Source organism: Geodermatophilus dictyosporus (genome assembly GCF_900115505.1).
GTDB classification, from domain to species: domain Bacteria; phylum Actinomycetota; class Actinomycetes; order Mycobacteriales; family Geodermatophilaceae; genus Geodermatophilus; species Geodermatophilus dictyosporus.
Window position 1 is genome coordinate 1 of the sequence record NZ_FOWQ01000007.1, and the last position, 23,529, is coordinate 23,529.

Here is a 23,529-nt window from a genome sequence, read left to right on the forward strand (position 1 = left end):
TCCGCCGCACCGGCCACCACCCCGGACTGCGCCGAGGTCTCCTCCGCCGACGCCGAGATCTGCGCCGACGAGGCCGACAGCTCCTCCGAGGAGGCGGCCACCGCGTCGGCGGCACCGGCCACGGTGCCCATGACCCGGCGCAGCTCGGTGACGGCGCCGTCGAGCGCGGCACCCATCCGGCCCAGCTCGTCCCGGGTGGTCAGGCCCGAGGTCCGGGTCAGGTCACCGGTGGCCAGCCCCTCGGCGACCGACTGCACGCGGGCCACGCCCCGGGCCAGGGTGCGCGCCACCAGCAGGCCCAGGCCGAACGCGACGGCCAGGCCGGCGCCGAGGACCACGAGGACGAGCAGCCGCTGCTGGCCGGCGCCGGCCTCGGCGGCCGCGGCGGCCGCGGCGGCCTCCGCCTTCTCGATCTCGACGAGCTCGGCGATCGCCTCCTCGACCTCGTCGCCCAGCGGCTTGGCCTGGGTCTGGTTGGCCTCGTCCCAGGCCGCCTGGTCGTTGGCCAGCGCCAGCGGCGTGAGGACGGTCTCGCCGACCTGCAGGTACTCCTGGAAGGCGTCCTCGGCCCGGGTGACGAGCGCCTGCTGCTCCCCGGTGAGCCCGGCGGCCTCGTAGCTCTCCCGGGCGGCCTCGAACCGGGCCTGCAGCTCCGGGATGGCGTCGAACGCCTCCTCGACCCGGGCCGGGTCGATGCTGATGAGCGCGTCGCGCGTCTTGATGCGGACGTCCTTCATGGCGCCGCGCATCGCGGTGACGTCGGTGAGCGCCGTGACCTGCGCGTTGAGCCCCGTCGCGCGCTCGGCCGCGCTGTCGAGCCCCACGACGGCGGTGGCGCCGACGACGAGCGCCACACCGGCCGCGGCACCCACGGCGGTGAGGACCTTGGTCTTGACGCCGCGGTCGCCCCACCAGGAGGAGCCGGCCGCGGGAGCGCGGCCCGGGACGTCGGTCGGGGTGGTCATCGTTCTCTCCAGGTTCGTCGAGGAGGGGGGCGCCGGTCGCGCTGTCGAGTGGCACTGTGGGGCACCGGAATGGTCCGCGCACGGGTCCGGGAATGGCGTGTCGGTCACGATCGGGGAACGGCTGGAATGGTTGCCGGTGGCAACCGGGAAAGGGCCCACCGGCCCGTGTCGACATGACGTCGAGCAGGGTCCGGTGACCATTTCTGCGCTTCTGCGGAATGGTCTCGAGGGGAGGACGACACGGCCCGCGCTCCCTCCCCGGGGAGGGGGCGCGGGCCGCGGTCAGGGCCGTCCCGGCGGGGGCGTCACCAGGTGAAGCGGCCCACCGTGGCGCGGAGGTCGGTGGCCATGCGGGCCAGCTCGTCGACGGCGGTCCGGCTCTGGCCCAGCGCCTGGGTGGTGGCGGCGGCCGCCGTCGAGATGCCGGTGATGGTGCCGGCGATCTGCCCGGAGCCCTGCGCGGCCTCCTGCACCGAGCGCGACATCTCGTTCGTGGTGGCCGTCTGCTCCTCCACCGCCGAGGCGATGGTGGTCTGCCGGTCGGAGATCTGGGCGACGATCTGGGAGATCTCCCCGATCGCCCCGACCGCGGCGGTCGTGTCGCCCTGGATCGCCTGCACCCGCCGCGCGATGTCCTCGGTCGCCTTGGCCGTCTCCTGAGCCAGCTCCTTGACCTCGTTGGCGACCACCGCGAAGCCCTTGCCCGCCTCACCCGCCCGGGCGGCCTCGATGGTGGCGTTGAGGGCCAGCAGGTTCGTCTGCTCCGCGATCGAGGTGATCACCTTCACCACGTTGCCGATCTCGGCCGACGAGGCGCCCAGCTTGGCCACCGTCGCCGTCGTCGTCTCCGCCGCCGTCACCGCCCGCGCCGCCACGGCGCTGGCCTCGGCGGCGTTGCTGGCGATCTCCCGGATCGAGGCACCCATCTGCTCGGCACCGGCCGCCACCGTCTGCACGTTGCGGGACACCTCCTCCGCCGCACCGGCCACCACCCCGGACTGCGCCGAGGTCTCCTCCGCCGACGCCGAGATCTGCGCCGACGAGGCCGACAGCTCCTCCGACGACGCCGCCACCGCGTCCGAGGCACCGGCCACGGCGGCCATGACCTCGCGCAGACCGGTCCGGGCGCCGTCCAGGGCCGCGGCCATGCGGCCCAGCTCGTCGCGGGAGTCGACGCCGGTGGTCCCGGTCAGGTCACCGGCGGCCAGCGCCTCGAGGGCGGACTGCACCCGCCGGACCGGGCCGATCACCGAGCGGGCGGTCAGCCAGCTGAGCCCGGCCAGCAGCACGAGGCCCAGCGCGGCGGCGAGCAGGGCGGTGGTCTCCCAGCGGGAGATCGTGTCGGCCAGCTCCTGCTCTGCCGCGTCCGCCTCGGCCTGCAGGGTGTCCTTGGCCGTGCCGACGGCGCCGTCGGTGAGGTCGTTGGCGGCCTGGATGTCCTCCCACCGCACCCGGGCGACCGCCTGGTCGGCGACCGCGCCGTCGACGAAGGCGGTGATCGCGTCGGTGTAGTCGCCGAAGGTGCCGGCCAGGTCGGCCACCGCGGCGGCTGCCTCGCCGTCCAGCGGGACGTCGGCCAGCTCGGCCAGGAGCGCCTGGGGCTCGGCGACGTCGTCGGCCAGCTCCGGGAGCTGGTCGGCGGGGACGTCGCGGACCAGCGCCTTGAACCCGTCGACCTTGAGCTCGCTGGCCCGGGTGTCCAGCCGCAGCACGAGCGACTCCGCGTGGTGCAGGTCGGTCAGCCGCTGCTGCGCGTCCCGGACGGCGCCGTTGCCGACCAGCACGGAACCGAGCAGGCCGCCCAGCGAGACGGCGCCGACCGCGACGAGCGCGCCGAACTTCACCGTGAGCGGGCGGTCGGCGAACCAGCCGGCGGTGCGGGGGCGCGAGGGGGTCGCGGCGTTCACGGGGGCCTCCTGGGGCGGGTGGGCACGCCGTGACCGCAGTGACCAGCGGGGCGTGCACGGGAATGGTGCGGCCCCACCGGCCCGGCGCCGGAACACCCGGGACGGCCCCGGCCCGATCGTTGTGCACCGGGCGGTGACCGCCGCCGGCGCCGTCGTCAGGTCGACCGCACCGGTCCGCCGGCCGGCCCGCGCGCGGCGTCCGGACGGGCGTCCGCGCTGGTCGGGAGGCCGGGGCCGGTCGCCGTGTCGACCGCGCCGGACGCCGACCGGCCCCCCGTCCGCCGGTCACCCGCTCCGGAGCCCGGACACGCCGCGTCCCGGGCCGCGGGGGAGGGTCAGCCCAGCCGGTCGGCCAGCAGCCGGAGGACGTCGACCACGGCCGCGGGGTCGGCGACGCGGTGGTCCGCGGCCGTCTCGCCGTCGCCGACCTTGATGCCGACGTCCCCGGGGCGGAGGGTGCCGAACACGTCCTCGTCGGTGACGTCGTCGCCGAGGTAGACGACGGCGGCCGCGCCGATCTCGTCGCGCAGCCGGCCGACGGCGCTGCCCTTGTCGGCGTCGGTGACGGCGACCTCGAGCACCGCCTTGCCCGGTTTCACCGTCAGTGACGGATCCGCGGCTGCGGAGGCGGCGTCCGCCAGCAACCGGGTCGCCGCGGCCGCGTCGGTGACCTGCCGCACGTGCACCGCGACGCTGGCCGGCTTGACCTCCAGCCGCGCGCCGGGGACGGCGGCCACCAGCGGGGCCAGCCGCTCGGCGACGGCGTCGCGGCGGCCGGCCAGCTCACCGGCCAGGGGTCCGCCGTACTCGGCGCCGTGGCTGCCCACCCAGCGGTAGGTGCCGGCGAACCCGCTGACCTGCCGCAGGTCCTCGACGCCGCGCCCGCTGACCAGCGCCACCGTCACGCCGTCCGCCGCGGCGAGGCGGGCCAGCAGCCCGTCGACGTCGGGGGAGGGGACCGCGGTGGAGGGCTCGTCGGTCAGCGGCGCCAGGACGCCGTCGTAGTCGGAGGCGACCAGCAGCGGACGGCGGCCGGCCACCCCGGCCAGCGCGGCCGCGAGGTCCTCGGGGACGGCGGTCACGCCTGGGCGCGCAGCGCGTCGAAGAACGACGACGCCCAGTGGTCGAGGTCGTGCTTGGCCAGGTAGCGGCGCATCGCGCGCATCCGGCGGGCGGCCTCGTCGGGCTCGGTGCGCAGCGCCCGCAGCATCTGGTTCTTCACGCCGGCGATGTCGTGCGGGTTGACCAGGAACGCCTGCTTGAGCTCCGCGGCCGCCCCTGCGAACTCCGAGAGCACCAGCGTGCCCCCGAGGTCGCCGCGGGCGGCGACGTACTCCTTGGCCACCAGGTTCATGCCGTCGCGGTAGGGCGTCACGAGCATGACGTCGGCCGCGCGGTACAGGGCGGCGAGCTCCTCGCGGGGGATCGACTGGTTGATGTAGTGCACCGCCGGCTCGCCGAGGCTGCCGAACACGCCGTTGATGTGCCCGACCTGCTGCTCGATCGTCTCCCGCATGTGCACGTAGTGCTCGACCCGCTCGCGGCTGGGCGTGGCCACCTGGACCATCACCGTCCCCGGCGCCTCGATCGTGCCGTCCTCGAGGAGCTCCTGGAAGGCGTTGAGCCGGACGGCGATGCCCTTGGTGTAGTCCAGCCGGTCGACGCCCAGGACGATCTTCTCCGGGTTCCCGAGCTCGGCGCGGATCTCCGCGGCCCGCTTGAGCACCCCGGGGGAGGAGGCCAGCTCGTCGAAGGCCCGGACGTCGATGGAGATCGGGAAGGCGCGGGCGGTGACGGTGCGGCCGTCGTACTCGATCGTCGCACCGCGGGTGGGCAGCTCGTGCAGCCGGCGGGCCAGCTGGACGAAGTTGGCCGCCGCGCTGGGCCGCTGGAAGCCGACGAGGTCCGCGCCGAGCAGCCCCTCGACGATCGCCGAGCGCCAGGGCAGCTGGGTGAACAGCTCGTAGGGCGGGAAGGGGATGTGCAGGAAGAAGCCGATCGTGAGGTCGGGACGCCGCTGCCGCAGCATCGCCGGCACCAGCTGCAGCTGGTAGTCGTGCACCCACACGATCGCGTCCTGCCCGGCGACCTCGGCGGCCCGGTCGGCGAAGCGCTTGTTGACCTGCACGTAGGTGTCCCACCAGGTGCGGTGGTACTCCGGCTTCTCGACGACGTCGTGGTACAGCGGCCACAGCGAGGCGTTCGACATGCCCTCGTAGTAGCGGTCGACCTCCTCCTCCGAGAGCGGCACGGGGACGAGCGACATCCCGCCGGACTCGAAGGGCTCGGGCGCCTCGCCGGCCGATCCCGACCAGCCGACCCACGCGCCGCCGCGGCCGGCCACGAAGGGCTCCAGCGCGGTGACCAGCCCACCGGGACTGCGCTGCCACCGCACCGTGCCGTCGGGCTCGGTCACCGCGTCGACCGGCAGCCGGTTGGCCACCACGACGACGGGGCTGTCCGCCCGCGCGTCTCCTGCGTCCGTTCCGGCCATACCGGTACCGACCCTACTGACGGCGCCCTGACCCGGCACCCGCAGGCTCAGCCGGCGAGGGCACAGCCCGCCGCGGCGGCCCCCAGGCCGAGCACGACGTTCGCCCCCGCGTACCCGAGCGCCCGGCCCACCGCGCGCTCGGCCACCAGCCGGACGACGTCGGCCCCGAACGCGGAGAAGGTGGTCAGCGTCCCGCAGAAGCCGGTGCCGACCAGCGCCACGACGGCCGCCGGTGCGTCCCCGAGCCCGAGCAGCACCCCGAGGACGGCGGACCCGGCGACGTTGACCGCGAGCGTGCCCAGCGCGGGGTCGCCTCCCCGGCGGGCCGCCAGCCGGGTGGCCAGCAGCCGCACCGGGGCGCCGACCAGGGCGCCGGCCGCGACGAGCAGCGGCGTCACCGGGGTCGCACCAGGCGGGCACCCGCGGCCACCGCGAGCACCCCGCCGACGACCGAGACCAGCACGTAGCCCGCGGCCCGTGCCGCCGTGCCGGCGTCGGTGAGGTCGGCGACCTCGACGGCGAAGGCCGAGTAGGTGGTGTAGCCGCCGAGCACCCCGACGCCGAGCAGGGGCCGCGCCCACGCCGGCTCGGTCTCCCGGCCGGCGAGCACGCCGAGCAGGACGCCCATCAGCAGGCAGCCGCTGAGGTTGACCAGCAGGGTCGCCCACGGCCAGCCGTCGTCCCGGGGGAGCACCTCGGCCACGCCCCAGCGCGCCAGTGCCCCCAGCGCCCCGCCGAGCGCAGCCAGCACGTACGCCATGCGCACCCTCCCGCACAGGAAGCCCTCCCCACGTCCCGGGGGCGGGGACGTGAGGAGAGCCTCCCTCGCCCGGACCCCCGTCAGGGAGTGCGGGTCGGCTCCGGGGTGTCGCGCCGGCTGCCCCGCCGCCGCCACAGCGGCTCGACCGCGGCGAGCTCCTCCTCGGTGGCGACCCGGAACGGGGGGTCGGCCGGGGCCTCGACGGCGTGGCGGCCCTGACCGCGGGTGGCGCGCAGGCTCGCCCACACCGAGATCCCGAGGATGGTGGCGATCACCCCGAGGCTGACCGTGGTGGGGATGTAGTAGACGTCGATCTTGAGCAGCATCTTGACGCCCACCCACACGAGCACCAGCGCCAGCCCGACCTTCAGGTAGACGAAGCGGTGGACGAGGTCGGCGAGCAGGAAGTACATCGCCCGCAGGCCCAGGATGGCGAAGGCGTTGGCCGTGAAGACGAGGAACGGCTCGTCGGTGACGGCGAAGATGGCCGGGATCGAGTCGACCGCGAAGACGACGTCGGTGACCTCGACGAGCACCAGCACGGCGAGCAGGGGAGTGGCCAGCAGGACGCCGTCGCGCCGGACCAGGAAGCGCTGGCCGTGGTAGGCGTCGGTCATCGGCACGAACCGGCGGAACAGCCGCAGGGTGCGCGACCGCGAGGGGTCGACGTGCTCGTCGCGCTGCCGCAGCATCCGGAACCCCGTGACCAGCAGGAACGCGGCGAACAGGTAGAGCACCCAGCCGAAGCTCTCGATGAGCGCGGCGCCGCCGGCGATGAACGCGCCGCGCAGCACCAGCGCGCCCAGCACGCCGTAGAAGAGCACCCGGTGCTGGTACTCCCGGGGCACAGCGAAGAAGGTGAAGAGGATCGCCCACACGAAGACGTTGTCGACGGCGAGCGACTTCTCGATCAGGTAGCCGGCGTAGTACTGCTGGCCGAACTCCGCACCGTGGGTCCACCACACCCAGGCGCCGAAGCCGACGCCGAGGAGGACCCACACGGCCGACCACGCGGCGGCCTCCCGCACGCCGATGACGTGCGCGCGGCGGTGGGCGACCAGGTCGACGGCGAGCATGGCGAGGATGAGGCCGAGCACGGCGAGCCAGAGCCAGAAGGGGACGTCCACGGCGAGCCTCCAGTCGGTGGGCACCAACCGGAGGTCTCCCCCGGCGCCGCACCGGACGCCCGCCCCGCCGGGTCCGCACCGGGGCGGACCGTCCTGACGACGGGGACGCTGGGGGGTACTCCCCTCCTGCTGACTAGTGAAGCAGAGTTCGCCTTTTCCCGCCAGCGGAGGGCGGCTAGCGGCGGCGGGTCTCGGGGAAGAGCAGGTCGACGAAGCGGGCGGCGGTCGGCTGCGGCTCGTGGTTGGCCAGCCCCGGTCGCTCGTTGGCCTCCACGAAGACCGCGTCGGGGCCCTCGACGTCGGGCACCAGGAAGTCGATGCCGGTCACCGGGATGCCGATCGCCCGGCTGGCCCGCACCGCGGCCTGGGCGACCGCCGGGTGCAGCCGGTCGGTGACGTCCTCGATGGTGCCGCCGGTGTGCAGGTTCGCCGTCCGCCGCACGCGCAGCCGCTCGCCGTCGGCCAGGACGTCGTCCATCCCGTGCCCGGCGGCGCGGACGACGTCGGCGGTGACGTCGTCCAGCGGGATGCGCGACTCCCCGCCGGTGGCCCGCTCGCGGCGCCGGCTGGTCTCGCGGACCAGGTCGGTCACCGTCCGTCGGCCGTCGCCGACGACCTCCGCGGGCCGGCGCACCGCGGCGGCCACCACCTCGTGGTCGATGACCACCACACGCAGGTCCTCGCCCTCGACGAGCTCCTCGACCAGGACGTCGGGGCAGAACAGCCGGGCGGCCGCGAGGGCGCGCTCGAGCTCCTCGTCGTCGGTGACGCCCACGGTGATGCCCTTGCCCTGCTCGCCCCGGGCCGGCTTGACCACCACCTCGCCGCACCCGGCCAGCAGCTCGCGGGCCGGGCCGAGGTCGTCCTCGGGCGCGGTCACCCCGCGGGGCACGCGGACGCCGGCGGCCTCCACGATCCGCCGGGTGACCCGTTTGTCGTCGCAGCGGCTCATCGCGACCGCGGTGGTGAACTCCGACAGCGACTCGCGGGTGAGCACCCGCCGCCCGCCGACCGACAGCCGCATCTCGCCGGACTCCGCGTCGGTGACCTCGACGCGGATGCCGCGGCGCAGCGCCTCGTCGGCGATGATCCGCGCATAGGGGTTGAGCAGCTGCAGGCCCGGCGGGCCGCCGGCGTACAGCGGCGTGTTGATCGGGTTCTTGCGCTTGACGCACACCGCCGCCGCCCGCACGAAGCCGAGCTTGCGGTAGAGCGCGATCGCCCCGCTGTTGTCGTGCAGCACCGACAGGTCGACGTAGGAGCGCCCGCGGCCGACGTAGCGCTCGGCGAGCACCCGCACCAGCGCCTCCCCGGTGCCCGCCGGGGCGCTCTGCGCGTCGACGGCCAGGCACCACAGGCTGGTCCCGCCCTCGGGGTCGCCGAAGGCGAGCACGTGGTCGACGCCGGTGACCGTGCCGACCACCCGGCCGGTGCGGGTGTCCTCGGCGACGAGGTAGGTGAAGCAGCGGGTGCGGTGGTTGGCCCACATGGTCTCGGGGTCCCCGGTGACCATGCCGTTGCGCGCGTAGATGTCGTTGATCGCCACCATGTCCTCCAGCGAGGTCACCGTGCGGACGAAGACGCCGCGGATGAGCTCGTGCCGGGAGCGGTAGCGGTAGAGGTCGAGGCGGTAGGTGTAGCTCGGGTCGATGAACAGCTCGTCGGGTGCCAGGCCGACGAGCACGTGCGGGTCGCGGGCGTAGATGCAGATGTCGCGCCGCCCGGTCCCCTCGGCCCGCAGCGCCGCGAGGATGTTCCGCATCTCCGCGAAGGTCTGCCCGAACACCAGCCTGCCCCAGGCGAGGTCCAGGACGACGTCGGAGTCCATGCCCTGCAGCTCGTGCTGCGAGGGCCGGCCGTAGGTGCGTCCGGTCAGGTCGGGCGTGTGACGACGGCGGTGTCCGGCGAGCCGGGGTGCCACGGGGACCCCCTCAGACCCCGTGGTTCTGCAGCCACAGCTCCAGCAGGCCCAGCTGCCAGAGCTTGTTGCCGCGCAGGGGGGTGAGCTCGGCGTTGGGGTCGTCGAGCAGCCGCGACACGTACTCGGGGCGGAACAGCGCCCGCTCGCGCGCCGCCTCGCTGGACAGCGCGTCCTTGACCAGGCCGAGCACCTTGCCCTCGAGGTGGGTGATCGCCGGCACCGGGAAGTAGCCCTTGGGCCGGTCGATGACCTCCGGCGGGATGATCCGCCGGCCGATCGCCTTGAGCACGCCCTTGCCGCCGTCGGCCAGCTTGAGCTCCGGCGGGCACTGGGCGGCCAGCTCCACCAGGTCGTGGTCGAGGAAGGGCACCCGGGCCTCCAGGCCCCAGGCCATGGACATGTTGTCCACCCGCTTGACCGGGTCGTCGACGAGCATGACCTCGCTGTCGAGGCGCAGCGCCGCGTCCACGGCGGTCTGCGCGCCGGCGCGGGACATGTGGTCGCGGACGAACTCCAGGCTCGGGTCGCCGTCGAGGGCGTAGCGCTCGCCGACCAGCGCGCGCACGTCGTCGTTGCTGCGGTCGAAGAAGGCGGCGGCGTAGCGCTCGACGGCCTCCCCGCGGTCGACGCCGGCCAGCGGCGGGTACCAGTGGTAGCCGGCGAACACCTCGTCGGCGCCCTGCCCGGACTGCACGACGCGGATGGACTGGCTGACCCGCTCGCTGAGCAGGTCGAAGGCGACGACGTCGTGGCTGACCATCGGCTCGGCCATCGCGCCGATGGCGTGGCCGAGCGCGGCCGCGAGCTCGTCGGAGGAGACGCGGATGCGGTGGTGGTCGGTGGCGAACCGCTCGGCGACCACGTCGGAGTACTGGAACTCGTCGCCCTCGCGACCGCCGACGGCCTCGAAGCCGATCGAGTAGGTGGCCAGCCCGCGCTGCCCCTCCTGGGCGAGCAGGCCGACGATCAGGCTGGAGTCCAGCCCGCCGGAGAGCAGCACGCCGACCGGGATGTCGGAGACCAGGCGGCGGCGGACGGCGACCCGCAGCGCCTCCTCGATCGCGTCCTCCCAGTCGCGCGCCGACCAGCCCGAGTGCTCGGGGCGCCGCTCGTAGGTGGGCTCCCAGTAGCGGTGCTCGCGGCTGGTGCCGTCGGCCTCGATCACGCGGACGGTGGCCGGCGGCAGCTTGCGGACGCCGTTGAGCAGCGTCCGGGGTGCCGGGACGACGGCGTGCCAGGTCAGGTAGTGGTGCAGCGCGACCGGGTCGATGGAGGTGTCGACGTCGCCGGCGCGCAGCAGGGCCGGCAGCGACGAGGCGAACCGCAGCCGTCCCGGCGTCTCGGCGAGGTAGAGCGGCTTGATGCCGAGCCGGTCACGGGCCATCACCACCCGGCCGGTGTCCCGCTCGTGGATGACGACGACGAACATGCCGTGCAGGTGGTCGACGAAGTCGACGCCCCAGTGGTGGTAGCCCTTGAGCAGGACCTCGGTGTCGCTGGTGGAGAAGAACCGGTAGCCGTGGCCCTCGAGCTCGGCACGCAGTTCCTTGTAGTCGTAGATGCAGCCGTTGAAGACCGCCTCCAGGCCCAGCTCGCTGTCGACCATCGGCTGGGAGCCGCTGGCGGAGAGGTCGATGACCGACAGCCGGCGGTGGCCGAACGCCACCCGGCCGGCGCTCCACTGGCCCTGACCGTCCGGCCCGCGGGGGACCAGCGCCTCGACCATCCGCGCCACCGCGGTGGTGTCGGCCAGGGAGCCGTCGAACCTGATCTCTCCGGTGAGGCCGCACATGGGTTCGATCCAACCCCACGGGGGCGGCTCCCGCGACGCCTCGCGGAGATCGTCACACCGACGCAACACGGCCCGGTTCCACGTGGAACGGGGCCGGCACGCCGGGTCGGGCAGGGTGGGGACGTGTACGACGACCCGGAGGGTGAGTCGCCCTGGGCGGTGCAGCTGGTGGCCCGCGTCGAGAAGGGCGCTCCGCCGACCCGGACCGCCGTCTGCACGGCCGCCGCGGTCGCCGTCGTCCGGCTGCTGGACGACGAGCGGGCGCGACCCGGCGGCGAGTGGCACCCGCAGGTGCGGCGGTGGACCGACGGCCGGATCCGCAAGCACTGCCGGCGGGCGCGCGGTGTGGCCTGGGAGCGGGTGTCCAGCCTGCCCGGCGTGACCGCCACGGTGTCCGGGGCGGAGGTGCGGGCGCTGGTGCCGACCGCGCTCGATGCCCTGCCCCGGGAGGTCGCGAGGCTGCAGCTGTCGGGCAGCGAGCTCGACGACCCGGACGCCCTCCCGGTGGCCGACCCGGTGCCGGGTGGCCCGGTGGTGGTGTCGCTGTGCCCGGAGCCGTTCCTGCCGCTGGGCAAGGCCGCGGCCGCCGCCGGTCACGCCGCGCAGCTGACCGCACCGCGCATGCCTGCCGACCGCCTGGCCGCCTGGTCGGGCGCCGGGTTCCCGGTGGTCGTCGAGCACCCGGGTGTCGCCCGCTGGGCACGGCTGCGCTCGACGGCCCCGGTGCAGATCGTCGACGCCGGGTTTACCGTCGTGGCCCCGGGGACGTGCACCGCGCTGGCCCGCTGGGCGTAGCCGGGGATCCCACTCGCCAGCCGACCGACTGCAGGCCGCGTCGCGCTCGGGGCTCCGGGGACCACGTGGCTGCGACAGGACCCCCCTGCCGTGCAGCGGCCGGCGTCGTCTCGTCGTGGGGCGAGCGAGCCGACGTCGGCGCTGGTCTCGTCAGAAGGGCGGCGGCTCGTCGTCCGGGTCGGACGGCGGTGGGGGTGGCGCGGTGTCGTCCGGTGGTGGTGGCTCGGCCGGTGTGGGTGCTCGCGTGCCCGGTGGTCGGGTGGTGCGGGTGATGCCGGACGGGGTGGTCACGGTGAGGACGCCGTCGGGGCTCATCTGGAAGTGCCAGCCGCGGGCGAAGGTCTTGAGGCGGTGGTGGCTGCGGCACAGGCAGCACAGGTTGGCGCAGTCGGTCGCGCCGCCACAGGCGTGCGGGATGACGTGGTCGGCATCCGCCCAGCCCACGCGCTGCCCGCAGCCGGGGAAGCGGCAGGAGCGGTCGCGGGTGTGCACGAACGTCTGCTGCGCCGTCGACGGCTCGTAGGTGTCCACCTCGGCCGGCCGGTCCAGCACCGCGCACCCGCAGTCGGCGGCCGGGTGGGTCGGGCACCCCCGCTTGGCGAGGCGGCGGAGCCGGTCGAGGGTGGTGGTGGCCCGTAGGGCGCCGTCGTCCTCGGCCAGCGCCAGCGTCACCGATCCGCCCGCGGGCGTGCGCACGCCCAGCCCGTCGAGCCGGGCGAGCAGGTCGCGCAGCTGACCGATGGTGATCGGCAGGCCGTTGACCTCGCCGGCCTCGGAAGACTCGCCGGCCAGGGTGCTGAGCGTGGCGCTCAGCTGCAGGTGGGCGGTGACCGGCGGGCGGGTGTCGTCCCAGGGGCACTGGACGAGATCGGCGAGCACGGCGGCGCGCAGCTGCCCGACCGGCCGGTCGTCGCCGTCCTTCTTCAACAGCACCGCCAGCTGGTCGACCAGGTCGAAGCACGCCGCCGCGACCGGCGCCGGCAGGTCCGCGGCCAGGGTGCTCATGCCCTCCCGCGGTGAGGGGTAGACGCGCACATCGGCCTGCCGCTCCGCTTCCCTGCGGCGGTCATCGACGGCGTCCGCGTCGACGGCCAGCAGCGCCGCCACCGCCCGCTTGCGCAGGGTATGGGTGGTCAGGCTCGCCGCCTCGGGCAGCAGCCGGGACTCCACCTGCCGGGACACCGCCGGGTCGGTGTGCTGCAGCACCTCGACGAGCACCTTCGCCCGCGCCTCGTCCAGCACACCCTCCGCGAGGGCCGCCCAGGTGCCGGGCAGCGACTCCCGGAAGACCCACGCCCGCTGCGCGAGCAGCGAGGCCGACCGCCGGCCGCAGTTGAGGACCATGGCCAGCTCGGCGGTGAAGAACTCCGAGACGCCGGGCAACTCGGGATCCGGCGCCCACGACCCCCGCCGTGCACCCGGGGTCCCGGGCGCGGGATCGAGGTCGTCGGGGGTGTCGTCGGCCAGACCCAGCACCAGTTCCGCCTCGTAGGCCGCGAGCCGGGCCTTCAGTGCGGCCACGTGCTCCAGCTCGGCGGCCTTCTGCCCGCGGGTCAGCAGCGCGACCGGCAACCGCCGCAGCTCCGGCGGCTCGGCCACGAGCAGGCCGAGGAGACCGCCCACGGGCGGCTGGTCCTCCTCGAGCTGCTCCACGGGACGAACCTACGACCGGGGTACGACAGTTCCCGCAGGTCAGCGACACGGGACGAGCGGGGATCGTCGTCAGTGCGGCGGGGCACGGACGGAGGGGACGGGCAGCGACGGCCACCGCGGCTACGACGGGGGAACCGTCACGACCAGGGGACGCCGATCCGCCGTCCGGCCAGCTCGTGCACCGCCACGTCGACGTCGAAGACCTCCCGCAGCAGCTCCGGCGTCATCAGCTCGGCGGTCGGGCCCTCGGCCACCAGCCGGCCCTCCCGCATGGCGACGATCCGGTCGGAGTAGCAGGAGGCGACGTTGACGTCGTGGACGACCAGGACGACGGTGCGCCCGAGCTCGTCGGCCATCCCGCGCAGCATCCGCATCATCTGCACGGCGTGGCGCACGTCGAGGTTGTTCAGCGGCTCGTCGAGCAGCACGTGGTCGGTGCCCTGGCACATCACCATCGCCACGTAGGCGCGCTGCCGCTGCCCGCCGGAGAGCTGGTCGAGGTGCCGGTCGGCCAGCGGGCCGAGCTCGAACCACGCCATGGCCTCGTCGACCAACCGGTGGTCCTCGCGCGTGAGCCGCCCGCCGGAGTGCGGGAAGCGGCCGAAGGCGACCAGCTCGCGCACGGTCAGCCGCACCGACATGGCGTTCTCCTGCCGCAGCACCGACAGCCGGCGGGCCAGGACGGCGGACGGCGTCGTCGCCACGTCCAGCCCGTCGACCCGCACCCGGCCGCTGTCGGCCGGGAGCAGCCGCGCGGCCACCGACAGCAGCGTGGACTTGCCCGCGCCGTTCGCGCCGATCAGCGAGGTGATGCCGCCGGTCGGGATCGTCAGCGTGACGTCGTCCAGCACGCGGACGCCGCCGTAGGCCTTGGAGACGGACTCGATCTCGATCACTGGCGGGGCTCTCTGATCAGCAGGGCGATGAACACGATCCCGCCCAGGAAGTTGACGACGATGCTCAGGGCCGAGTTCAGGCCGAACACCTGCTCGAGCACCAGCTGCCCGCCGGCCAGTGCGAGCAGCGCCAGCAGGGCGGCCCCGGGCAGCACCCACGCGTGCCGGTGGGTGCCCAGCAGCTGGCGGGCCAGGTTGGCCACCAGCAGGCCGAGGAAGGTGATCGGCCCGACCAGCGCGGTGGCGACGGCGACCAGCACGGCGACCGCGAGCAGCGCCCGGTCGACCACCCGCCGGTGCTCGACCCCGAGGCCGACGGCGGTGTCGCGGCCCAGCGCGACGACGTCGAGGTGGGGGAGCAGCCGCCACACGCCGGCGGTCAGCAGGACGACGAGCACCGCCGACAGCGCCAGCATCTGCCGGTCGACGGAGGTGAAGCTGGCGAACAGCAGGTCCTGCAGCGTGAGGAACTCGTTGGGGTCGATCAGCCGGGACACCAGCAGCGTGAGGCTGGTGAACGTCGAGCCGAGGACGACGCCGAGGAGCACCAGCACGTGGACGTCGCGCTCGGTGCGGCCGAACAGCGACCGGTGGAGCAGCGCGCCGAAGCCGACGAGCACGACGACCTCGACGGCGAAGCGCAGCCGCGGGTCGGTGGTGGTGACGGTGGAGGCGCCGAGGAGGAAGACCGCGACCGTCTGGACGAGCACGAACAGCCGGTCGAAGCCCATGATCTCCGGGGTGAGGACCCGGTTGTTCGTGACCGTCTGGAACAGCACGGTGGAGACGGCGACGGCCACGGCGACGACGGCCATGGCGGCCAGCCGGCGCCCGCGCTGCTGCAGCGCGTAGTCCCAGGACCCGGTGACGTCGACGGTGAGGAACGCGGCGACGGCCGCCAGGGTCAGGACGGCGAGCACGGCCAGCGTGCGGCGGCGGCGGCCGGCCCGCTGGGGAGCGGTGAGCACCATCAGGCGACCCGCCTCCGCGCGCGCAGCAGCAGCCAGACGAACAGCACGCCGCCCACGACCCCGCCGACCATCCCGACGGGCACCTCGTACGGGTGGCGGATGGTGCGGGCCAGGACGTCGCAGACGAGCACGAACGCCGCACCGGTCAGCGCGGTCACCGGCAGCACACGGCGCAGGTTGTCGCCCATCGCCAGCGTGACCAGGTTGGGGACGACGAGGCCGAGGAAGGGGATCGAGCCGACGCTGACGACGACGACCGCGGTGACCACCGAGGCGATCGCCAGCCCCAGCATGACGACCCGGGTGTAGGGGAGGCCGAGGTTGACCGCGAAGCCCTCGCCCATCCCGGCGACGGAGAACCGGTCGGCCCACAGGTAGGCGACCACGGTGGCCGCGAGGACCAGCCAGAGCAGCTCGTAGCGGCCGGCCAGGACCCCGGAGAAGTCGCCGTTCATCCACACGTCGACCGTCTGCAGCAGGTCGTGGCGGTAGGCCAGGAACGTCGTCGCCGCGCTCACCACGCCGCCGAGCAGGATGCCGACCAGCGGCACCACCACGACGTCGGTGAGCACCAGCCGCTGCAGCAGCCAGACGAACAGCGCCGTGCCGACGAGCGCGAACACCACGCCGACGACCATCTTGCCGAACACCGAGGTGCCGCCGGCCCACAGCGTGGCGACGACGATGCCCAGCCCCACCCACTCCGTCGTCCCGGCGGTCTGCGGGGAGACGAACCGGTTGCGGGTCAGGTGCATCATCACCAGCCCCGCGACCGCCATCGCCGAGCCGGCCAGCAGGATCGCCAGCAGCCGCGGCACCCGGCTGGCCCACAGCACCCGCGCCTGTGCCTCGTCGAGGTCCAGCACGTCGGCCGGCGTCAGGTCGCCGACCCCGACGAACAGCGACGCCGCGGCGGCGAGCACGAGGGCGGCCAGCGCGGCGGTGACGTGCCAGCGCTGCACACCGCGGCGGCGCCGCACCCGGGGAGGTGCGGCGCCGTCGCGCCGGTCGGTCGTGGTGGTCACTCGACGGCCGCGGCGACTTCCTCGACCATCTGCTCGACCGACGGCAGGCCGTTGGGCGCGATGTACCAGACGGCCGAGTCCAGGTAGTGGACGGCGTCGTCCTGCCAGGCCGTCGTCCCGCGGACCAGCTCGTTGTCGAGCACCTGCTGGGCGGCCGTGCCGGACTCGCCGATCGCGGCGTCGCGGTCGAGGACCAGCAGGACGTCCGGGTCCTGCTCGGCGATGTACTCGAAGGAGACGGCGTCGCCGTGGTCGGCGGCGGTCAGCCCCTCGTCGGTGGGGGTGAGCCCGAGCTCGCGGTGGACCAGGCCGAAGCGGGTGTCGGGGCCGTAGGCGCTGAGCTCGCCGGCGTTGGTCATCACGAACAGCGCGTCACCGGCGTCCGCGGCGGCCGCCCGCACCTCGGCGACCCGCTCGTCGAGCGCGGCCAGCCGGCTGGCGACGGCGTCCTCCTCGCCGAAGACCTCGGCCAGGGCGGTCACCCGCTCCTCGAAGGAGGCCAGGAAGTCGGCGTTGTCGACGGTCAGGTCGATGGTCGGGGCGATCTCGGCCAGCTCCGGGTAGACGGCGGCCGAGCGCCCGCCGACCACGATGAGGTCCGGCTCCAGGGCGTTGACCGCCTCGTAGTCCGGCTCGAACAGCGAGCCGACCTTCGTGAACCCGTCGCCGGCGTACCGCGACAGCGACTCGGGGTAGCTCGCCTCCGGCACACCGGCCACCTCGACGCCGAGGCTGTCGAGGGTGGACAGCACGCCGACGTCGAAGACGACGACGGTCTGCGGGTCCACCGGCACCGTCGTCTCCCCCTGGGCGTGGCTGACGGTGACCTCGCCCGAGGAGCCCGTGGCGGCCCCGGTCTCGACGTCGGCGTCGGCGGCGCTGCAGGCGCCCAGCGCGAGGACTGCGGCGACGGGCAGGGTGAGGGCCGCCAGGGGGCGGGGGACGGTGCGCATGCTGCTCCTGGTCGTCTAGGAAAGGCTCGCCTTACTTTGGGTCCCCTAACCTGCCACACCCGTTCCGCGTGCCGGACGGCGGGGGCCGTCCGGTCGACGCCGGGTACCACCCGGTTGGGCACCGCTGACCCCGGGCAGGACGGGGTCCGTGGAGACACGAACCCTGGGGTCCCTGCCCGTCCCGGCCATGGGGCTGGGCTGCATGGGGATGAGCGAGTTCTACGGCACCGGCGACCAGGCGGAGGCCGAGCGGACGATCCAGCGGGCGCTGGACCTCGGCGTCACGTTCCTCGACACCGCCGACATGTACGGCCCGTTCACCAACGAGCGGCTGGTCGGGCAGGCGGTCGCCGGCCGCCGTGACGAGGTGGTCCTGGCCACCAAGTTCGGCAACGAGCGCGGTGAGGACGGCTCCTTCCGCGGCATCAACGGCCGGCCCGAGTACGTGCACCGGGCCTGCGACGCCTCGCTGCAGCGGCTCGGCGTCGACGTCATCGACCTCTACTACCAGCACCGGGTGGACCCGTCGGTCCCGGTCGAGGACACGTGGGGGGCGATCGGCGAGCTGGTCGAGGCGGGCAAGGTCCGCTCCGCCGGCATCTCGGAGGCCGCGCCCGAGACCATCCGCCGGGCGCACGCCGTCGTGCCGGTGACGGCGGTGCAGACCGAGTACTCGCTGTGGAGCCGGGACCCGGAGGAGAACGGCGTCCTGTCCACCTGCGCCGAGCTCGGCATCGGCTTCGTCGCCTACTCACCGATCGGCCGCGGCTTCCTGTCCGGGCAGATCCGCAGCGTCGACGACCTCGCGCCCGGCGACTTCCGGCGGGACAACCCGCGGTTCCAGGGCGAGGCGTTCGAGCAGAACCTGCGGCTGGCCGACCGGGTGCGCGAGATCGCCGACGAGAGGGGCGTCACGGCCTCGCAGCTGGCGCTGGCCTGGGTCATGGCGCAGGGCGGGCGCGGCGGGAACCCGCCGGTCGTGCCGATCCCGGGCACCAAGCGGGTGCGCTACCTGGAGGAGAACGCGGCGGCGGCCGACGTCCGGCTCACCGACGACGACCTGCGCCGGCTCGACGAGGCCGCGCCCGTCGGCGCCGCGGTCAGCGACCGCTACCCCGACATGTCCGGCGTCCACCTCTAGGGAGAGGACCTCCGTGCCCCACCACTCGCAGGCCCGCGGCGGGCCCCTGCCCGGGGGCCGTCAGGCGACGGCTGGGTGGAGGGCCGGGGGAGCGACGGCGCCGAGGACGTCGGCCACGTGGGCGCGGGCGGCGGCGGCCAGCCGGGCACCGGCGTCGGCCCACGCGGCCCGGACGTCGCGCGCGGGCCAGCCGGCCGGCTGCAGCGCCGCGGGCAGCAGCGGGTCGCCGGCCAGCACCGCCCGCACCTCGGCGCGCAGCCGCAGGTGCTGGTCGAGCGCCGCCGGGCCCTCGGGAGCGCTCACGGCGTCCAGCCCGTCGAGCACCCGGGCCCACGCGGCGGCCAGCCGGGGCAGGTCCCAGCAGCGGGCGGCGAGCTCGCCGTCCGTCGTGCCGGGGTCGGCCACCGACACGGTGAGCAGGTCGAGGCGGGACGTGCGCTCACCGGCCAGCTCGGCCCGGACCTCCTCGAGCGCCGCGCGGTGCGGGGACACCCAGGTCGCCGGGGCCAGCGGGCCGAAACCGGCGCGCGCCAGGCCGCGGCGCACCCGCTCGCGGGCGGCCCGGTCGGTCTCCGGGACGCCGTAAACGACCATCCGCCACTGCCCGTCCCAGGGGACCAGCCGGCGGTCGACGCGCTCGCGCTGGGCGGTCACCGCCTCCCGCAGCGCCGCCGTCGGCGTGCACAGCGTCTCCCGGCCGCGCCGCGCCGCCCGCAGCCACCCCGCCCGCCGCAGCGCCGTCGCGGCCACCCGCGTGCTCTGCTCGGCCACGCCGCAGGCGGCCAGCAGGCGCACCAGCACCTGGAGGGGCACCGGCTCGCCGGTGACGGCGTCCAGGTGCTCCGCGCAGAGGTCCACCACGAGGTCGCGGACGGTCATGCCACAGGGATACCCCGTGCTCGCAACCGGTCCGGCCCCAGGACGCGCGATCATGGGCGCGGTGAACACCCTCCTCGTCTGGTCGGCCACGACGGTCGGCGTCCTCGTCGCCCTCCTCGGGCTGACCTCGACCGTCGCCCACCGGCGGATCGGGCTGGTGCACCTGGCCGGGGCCGCGCTCCTGGAGGCGCTGCTGGTGGCGCAGGCCGTCGTCGCGGCCGTGGCGCTGGCCGGCGGGCAGCGGCCGCCGGAGACGGCGACCTTCGTCGGCTACCTCGCCGGCGCCGTGCTGCTGCCGGTCGCCGGGGTGCTGTGGTCGCGCACCGAGCCCAGCCGCTGGGCGGGCGCGGTGCTCGCGGTGGCCAGCCTGGTCACCGTCGTGATGGTGTGGCGGCTCGTGCAGCTGTGGGAGGCACCCGGTGGCTGAGGCCGGGCGGGGGACGGCGCCCGGCGGGACGGCCGCCGGGCCCGGCCGGGTGCTGGTGGCCGTCTACGCCCTGTTCGCCCTGGCCGCCGGCGCGCGGGCGGGCGTGCAGCTCGCGACCCGGTTCACCGAGGCGCCGGTGGCCTACCTGCTGTCGGCGCTGGCCGCCGTCGTCTACGTCGTCGCCACCGTCGCCCTGGCCCGGGGTGGGCGCCGGGTCGCGCTGGCGGCGATCACCGTCGAGCTGGTCGGCGTGCTGGTGGTGGGTGCACTGTCGCTGGCCGACCCGGCGGCCTTCCCCGACGAGACGGTGTGGTCGGCGTTCGGCCGCGGCTACGGCTACGTCCCGCTGGTGCTGCCGGTGCTGGGCCTGTTGTGGTTGCGCCACCAGGCGCGGGCGGCCGGGCGCTCCTGAGCGGTCAGAAGTCCCCGCCGCCGAAGTCGCCGCCCCCGAAGTCGCCGCCCCCGAAGTCGCCCCCGCCGCCGTAGTCGCCGCCGCCGTGGTCACCGCCGTAGCCGTTGTCGGCGCCGCCGCCGAAGTCGGCACCCGGGTCGCCGCCGTAGCCGCCGTCCGCGGCGGCGTAGTCGCCGCCGCCGTCCCCACCGCCGTCCCCACCGCCGTCCGCACCGTCGGCGTAGCCCTCCGCGTAGGCCTCCTCGTCACCGCCGCCGAACAGGCCGGAGTCGCCGAGGCCGGTGTCGAACAGCGCGTCGGCCACCGCGGTGCCGATCACCAGGCCGCCGACGGTGCCCAGCAGGCTGCCGCCCAGCGAGCTGCCGAAGCCGCCCATCCGCGGCCCGTAGCCGTAGCCGCCGCCGTAGCCGCCGCCGTACTGGGGGCCGTAACCGGGTCCGTAGCCGGGGCCGGGTCCGTAGCCGGGGCCGCCGAAACCGCCGCCGAACGCGCGCTCCAGCGTCCCGGGCTGGCGCAGCTCGGCGCGGGTGGCCACCCGGGCCAGCGTCTGCGGGTCGTCGGCGCGGGGCCGCTCGCCGGCCGGGACCGCGGCCGCGAGCTGGGTGAGCACCTCCTGCCGCTGCTGCTGGGTCAGCTGGGAGAACGCCTCGGTGTGCGCCTGCTCGATCTGGTCGGGCGGCGCGGTGCGCAGCAGGTACCGGTAGCGCTCGACGGCCTGCTGGTCGGTGAGCTGCTGGCGCTGCCCACCGCCGCGCGCGGGCGGCGGTGGTGGTGGTGGCGCGTAGGAGTCCGCGTACGCGTCCGTGTGGGCGTCGTACCGGGGCTCCGGTGCGCGGCGCCGGCCGAACAACCGGTCGAGCAGTCCCATGTCGTCTCCCTCCCGAGGCCGTCCCCGGGGAGTGCCCCCGCGCGGCCGCCGCACACCTGACCGGCGCGGACGCCCCGTCCGGGTGACCGCCCGGGGGGTGGCACACCGGGGAGCGGGCGGCGACCGGCGGGGTACAGCAGTTAGATTCGTTGCGTGCGACCGGAGGGTGAGCGGCCGAGGGGGGCGACCTCGACCACCCGCACCTCCCGTGCCTTCGGTGCCGGGCCGCCCGAGGACGGCGTGCGGCCGGAGGCCCGGGCCGCCATGGCGGAGGCCACCGTCCCCGTCGGCGGTCGCGGCGACCGGCAGTCCGACGTCGTCACCGCGGCCAGCGCCGCCGTCTCCGGGCACGACGGCTCGGCCGCCGCGCTGCCGGCCGTGCTGGCCGACGTCCCGGTCGCCGTCCTGCTCATCGACCAGAAGTCCGGGTCGGTCACCTACGCCAACGACGCCGCCATCGAGCTGGCCGGCGACGTGCGGCTGCCGGTCGACATCGACACGTGGGGCGCGGCCGTCGGCCTCACCGACCTCGCCGGTGCACCGCTCGCGCGCACCACCGGCCCGCTGTCGCTGGTGGCGCAGGGGCAACCGGTCACCGGCGAGGCGGTGCGGCTGGTGCCCGGCCGCAGCACCGACGCCGGCCGTGCCCGGGACGACGACGGCCGGGGCGACCGCCTGCTGTGGGTCACCGGCTTCCCGCTCTCGCAACCGGGCAGCACCCAGCAGCTCTCGCTGGTGGTGTTCCTCGAGGTGGAGGGGATCGGCGGCTCGGGGGACGCCGAGTCCGAGCTGCAGGCGCTGCGCGAGCGGGCCGTCGTCGCCACCGACATCGCCTTCACCATCACCGACCCCCGCCAGCCGGGGAACCCGCTGGTCTGGGTCAACCCGTCCTTCACCCGGATCACCGGGTACTCCTACGAGGAGTCGGTGGGCCGCAACTGCCGGTTCCTGCAGGGCCCGGCCACCGACCGGGCGGCGGTGGCCGAGATCCGCGCGGCGCTCGCCGCGGAGCGCGCGCTGACCGTCACGCTGCTCAACCACCGCCGCGACGGCACCGCCTTCTGGAACCAGCTCGCCATCAGCCCGGTCTTCGACGGCGAGGGCGAGCTGGTCAGCTTCGTCGGCATCCAGACCGACGTCACCGAGCGCGTGCGGGTGGAGAGGGAGCGGGAGGCCGCGCTGGCCGCCGAGCAGGCCGCCCGGCAGGAGGCGGAGTCCGCCCGCGCCGTCGCCGAGCGGGCGCAGGCCGACGCCGAGCGCGCCCAGGCCGACGCGGAGACCGCGCAGGCCCGGCTGGCGCTCATGGCCGAGGCCACCAGCTCGCTGATCGCCACGCTCGACGTCGGTGACCTGCTCGACCGGCTGGCCACCCTGTGCGTACCCACCCTGGCCGACTGGGTGGTCGTCACCGTCGTCGACGAGCTCGGCGAGGTCCGCGAGGTGGCCTCCCGCGACCGCGAGCTGCGGCTGACCCAGCTGCGCCGCTACGACGCCGGGCACGCGATGCGCCTGCCGCCCGACTCGCCCAGCCAGCGGGCCATCACCACCTCGCGGTCGGTGCTGGTCGAGCGGCTGCCCGCGCAGCTGGACGAGACCATCGCCTCGCCGTCGGCCCAGGAGGTCGCCGCCCGGCTGGGTGCGGTGTCGGCGCTGAGCGCACCGCTGGTGGCCCGCCGCCGGACCCGCGGGTCGATCACCCTCGTGCGCACCTCGCCCGGCCGGCCCTTCACCCCCGAGGACGTCGGCCTGGTCGAGGACCTCGCCCGCCGGGCGGCGCTGGTCCTGGACAACGTGCGGCTCTACCAGCAGGAGCACGCGGTGGCCGACACGCTGCAGCGCTCCCTGCTGCCCGAACTGCCCGACATCCCCGGCCTGCGGGCGGCCGCGCACTACGTGAGCGCCTCGACCGCCGCCGACGTCGGCGGCGACTTCTACGACCTGCTGCAGCTGCCCGACGGGTCCGTCGGCATGGTGGTCGGCGACGTGGTCGGCCACGACGTCGCCGCCGCGGCCGCGATGGGGCACCTGCGCGGGCTCATCCGCGCCTGCCTGTGGGACGCGCCCGACCCGCACCCGAGCACCGTGCTCACCCGCGTCGACCGGCTGGTGCAGGGCCTGCGGGTCGCGTCGCTCGCCACGATGACCTACCTCAACGCCGTCCCCCCGGCCACGCCCGGCGGGCCGTGGCGGGCCCGGGTCGCCAACGCGGGCCACCCGCCGCTGCTCGTGCGCTCGCCGGACGGCGTGGTGCGGCCCGTCGACGGGGTCACCGGCCTGCTGGTCGGGGTGGACGTCGACGCCGAGCGGGCGGTGCTCGAGGTCGAGCTGCCGGCCGGGTCGACGGTCCTCGGCTACACCGACGGCCTGGTCGAGATGCCCGGCTCCGACCTCGACCAGGGCATCGCCGCGCTGGTCGAGCGGCTGTCGGCGACCCCGGTGGACGCCTCGCCGCGGGAGCTGTGCGACGCCGCGGTCAGCGCTCCCCTCGACGGCCGCGACGACGTCGCGCTCATCGCCGTCCGCTTCGAGTAGGCGGAGGGGCC

At 75.2% G+C, this 23,529-nt stretch carries 21 protein-coding genes; 5 read left to right on the forward strand and 16 right to left on the reverse strand.

What is annotated here, in order from left to right; genetic code table 11:
• From BMZ33_RS16085 to BMZ33_RS16125, 9 genes are all read right to left on the reverse strand, one after another.
• The coding region (locus BMZ33_RS16085) for an MCP four helix bundle domain-containing protein (protein ID WP_169064429.1) at positions 1-965 on the reverse strand (965 nt) is incomplete at its 3' end.
• A 305-nt stretch (positions 966-1,270) separates the two neighbouring features.
• Positions 1,271-2,872, reverse strand: a complete 1,602-nt coding sequence (locus tag BMZ33_RS16090) for a methyl-accepting chemotaxis protein (RefSeq protein WP_091112823.1) — start codon at positions 2,870-2,872, stop codon at positions 1,271-1,273.
• A gap of 335 nt (positions 2,873-3,207) precedes the next feature.
• Positions 3,208-3,954 (reverse strand): trehalose-phosphatase, encoded by a 747-nt coding sequence (otsB, locus tag BMZ33_RS16095; protein ID WP_091112826.1) that lies wholly within the window; start codon positions 3,952-3,954, stop codon positions 3,208-3,210.
• The gene (locus BMZ33_RS16100; RefSeq protein WP_091112829.1) at positions 3,951-5,366 is read right to left on the reverse strand and encodes an alpha,alpha-trehalose-phosphate synthase (UDP-forming); all 1,416 of its coding nucleotides are present in this window, start codon (positions 5,364-5,366) and stop codon (positions 3,951-3,953) included. The genes otsB and BMZ33_RS16100 overlap by 4 nt, the downstream gene beginning before the upstream one ends.
• Before the next feature lie 47 nt (positions 5,367-5,413).
• A complete protein-coding gene (locus tag BMZ33_RS16105; RefSeq protein ID WP_091112833.1) occupies positions 5,414-5,764 on the reverse strand; it encodes a fluoride efflux transporter FluC in 351 nt (116 codons plus the stop codon).
• Entirely contained in the window at positions 5,761-6,126 is a 366-nt protein-coding gene (gene crcB / locus BMZ33_RS16110) for a fluoride efflux transporter CrcB (protein WP_091112836.1), read from the reverse strand. Before crcB ends, BMZ33_RS16105 begins: the two co-directional genes overlap by 4 nt.
• Before the next feature lie 80 nt (positions 6,127-6,206).
• Positions 6,207-7,253, reverse strand: a complete 1,047-nt coding sequence (locus BMZ33_RS16115; protein ID WP_091113583.1) for a TerC family protein — start codon at positions 7,251-7,253, stop codon at positions 6,207-6,209.
• 175 nt (positions 7,254-7,428) lie between these two features.
• A complete protein-coding gene (gene ngg, locus BMZ33_RS16120; RefSeq protein ID WP_169064430.1) occupies positions 7,429-9,174 on the reverse strand; it encodes an N-acetylglutaminylglutamine synthetase in 1,746 nt (581 codons plus the stop codon).
• Positions 9,175-9,184: 10 nt separating this feature from the next.
• A complete protein-coding gene (locus BMZ33_RS16125; protein ID WP_091112840.1) occupies positions 9,185-10,966 on the reverse strand; it encodes an N-acetylglutaminylglutamine amidotransferase in 1,782 nt (593 codons plus the stop codon).
• Between the two features lie 123 nt (positions 10,967-11,089).
• On the opposite strand from BMZ33_RS16125, the gene BMZ33_RS16130 reads away from it, so the two are divergent.
• Positions 11,090-11,761, forward strand: a complete 672-nt coding sequence (locus tag BMZ33_RS16130) for a hypothetical protein (RefSeq protein WP_091112844.1) — start codon at positions 11,090-11,092, stop codon at positions 11,759-11,761.
• A 150-nt stretch (positions 11,762-11,911) separates the two neighbouring features.
• Here BMZ33_RS16130 and BMZ33_RS16135 read toward each other — a convergent pair whose 3' ends face one another.
• From BMZ33_RS16135 to BMZ33_RS16155, 5 genes are all read right to left on the reverse strand, one after another.
• Positions 11,912-13,414 carry an HNH endonuclease signature motif containing protein gene (locus tag BMZ33_RS16135; RefSeq protein ID WP_091112847.1) on the reverse strand — a complete coding sequence of 501 codons (1,503 nt, stop codon included), beginning with the start codon at positions 13,412-13,414 and terminating at the stop codon, positions 11,912-11,914.
• A 137-nt stretch (positions 13,415-13,551) separates the two neighbouring features.
• Entirely contained in the window at positions 13,552-14,310 is a 759-nt protein-coding gene (locus BMZ33_RS16140) for an iron ABC transporter ATP-binding protein (RefSeq protein ID WP_091112849.1), read from the reverse strand.
• The gene (locus BMZ33_RS16145) at positions 14,307-15,281 is read right to left on the reverse strand and encodes an iron chelate uptake ABC transporter family permease subunit (RefSeq protein WP_091112852.1); all 975 of its coding nucleotides are present in this window, start codon (positions 15,279-15,281) and stop codon (positions 14,307-14,309) included. The genes BMZ33_RS16140 and BMZ33_RS16145 overlap by 4 nt, the downstream gene beginning before the upstream one ends.
• Entirely contained in the window at positions 15,281-16,306 is a 1,026-nt protein-coding gene (locus BMZ33_RS16150; protein ID WP_091112856.1) for an ABC transporter permease, read from the reverse strand. Before BMZ33_RS16150 ends, BMZ33_RS16145 begins: the two co-directional genes overlap by 1 nt.
• On the reverse strand, positions 16,303-17,259 hold the full coding sequence (locus BMZ33_RS16155) for a siderophore ABC transporter substrate-binding protein (protein ID WP_091112860.1): 957 nt from the start codon (positions 17,257-17,259) through the stop codon (positions 16,303-16,305). Before BMZ33_RS16155 ends, BMZ33_RS16150 begins: the two co-directional genes overlap by 4 nt.
• A gap of 148 nt (positions 17,260-17,407) precedes the next feature.
• Between BMZ33_RS16155 and BMZ33_RS16160 the strand changes: the two genes are divergently transcribed.
• Positions 17,408-18,400: an aldo/keto reductase gene (locus BMZ33_RS16160; RefSeq protein WP_091112861.1), complete on the forward strand. Its 993-nt coding sequence runs from the start codon at positions 17,408-17,410 to the stop codon at positions 18,398-18,400.
• Between the two features lie 60 nt (positions 18,401-18,460).
• On the opposite strand, the gene BMZ33_RS16165 is transcribed toward BMZ33_RS16160, so the two are convergent.
• Positions 18,461-19,279 carry a PaaX family transcriptional regulator C-terminal domain-containing protein gene (locus BMZ33_RS16165; protein WP_169064431.1) on the reverse strand — a complete coding sequence of 273 codons (819 nt, stop codon included), beginning with the start codon at positions 19,277-19,279 and terminating at the stop codon, positions 18,461-18,463.
• A gap of 52 nt (positions 19,280-19,331) precedes the next feature.
• Here BMZ33_RS16165 and BMZ33_RS16170 point away from each other — a divergent pair, with 52 nt between their 5' ends.
• On the forward strand, positions 19,332-19,706 hold the full coding sequence (locus BMZ33_RS16170) for a hypothetical protein (protein WP_091112869.1): 375 nt from the start codon (positions 19,332-19,334) through the stop codon (positions 19,704-19,706).
• Entirely contained in the window at positions 19,699-20,118 is a 420-nt protein-coding gene (locus tag BMZ33_RS16175) for a hypothetical protein (protein WP_091112872.1), read from the forward strand. Before BMZ33_RS16170 ends, BMZ33_RS16175 begins: the two co-directional genes overlap by 8 nt.
• A gap of 4 nt (positions 20,119-20,122) precedes the next feature.
• Here BMZ33_RS16175 and BMZ33_RS16180 read toward each other — a convergent pair whose 3' ends face one another.
• Positions 20,123-20,986: a hypothetical protein gene (locus BMZ33_RS16180; protein WP_091112876.1), complete on the reverse strand. Its 864-nt coding sequence runs from the start codon at positions 20,984-20,986 to the stop codon at positions 20,123-20,125.
• A gap of 153 nt (positions 20,987-21,139) precedes the next feature.
• On the opposite strand from BMZ33_RS16180, the gene BMZ33_RS16185 reads away from it, so the two are divergent.
• Positions 21,140-23,518, forward strand: a complete 2,379-nt coding sequence (locus BMZ33_RS16185; protein WP_169064433.1) for a SpoIIE family protein phosphatase — start codon at positions 21,140-21,142, stop codon at positions 23,516-23,518.
• The last annotated feature ends 11 nt before the right edge of the window (positions 23,519-23,529 follow it).

Bases quoted from the DNA above. Each gene is read 5' to 3' on its own strand.
- BMZ33_RS16100 (WP_091112829.1), bottom strand. From the start codon at position 5,366: ATGGCCGGAACGGACGCAGGAGACGCGCGGGCGGACAGCCCCGTCGTC.
- crcB (WP_091112836.1), bottom strand. From the start codon at position 6,126: ATGGCGTACGTGCTGGCTGCGCTCGGCGGGGCGCTGGGGGCACTGGCG.
- BMZ33_RS16125 (WP_091112840.1), bottom strand. From the start codon at position 10,966: ATGTGCGGCCTCACCGGAGAGATCAGGTTCGACGGCTCCCTGGCCGAC.
- BMZ33_RS16145 (WP_091112852.1), bottom strand. From the start codon at position 15,281: ATGGTGCTCACCGCTCCCCAGCGGGCCGGCCGCCGCCGCCGCACGCTG.
- BMZ33_RS16155 (WP_091112860.1), bottom strand. From the start codon at position 17,259: ATGCGCACCGTCCCCCGCCCCCTGGCGGCCCTCACCCTGCCCGTCGCC.
- BMZ33_RS16165 (WP_169064431.1), bottom strand. From the start codon at position 19,279: ATGACCGTCCGCGACCTCGTGGTGGACCTCTGCGCGGAGCACCTGGAC.
- BMZ33_RS16170 (WP_091112869.1), top strand. From the start codon at position 19,332: ATGGGCGCGGTGAACACCCTCCTCGTCTGGTCGGCCACGACGGTCGGC.
- BMZ33_RS16180 (WP_091112876.1), bottom strand. From the start codon at position 20,986: ATGGGACTGCTCGACCGGTTGTTCGGCCGGCGCCGCGCACCGGAGCCC.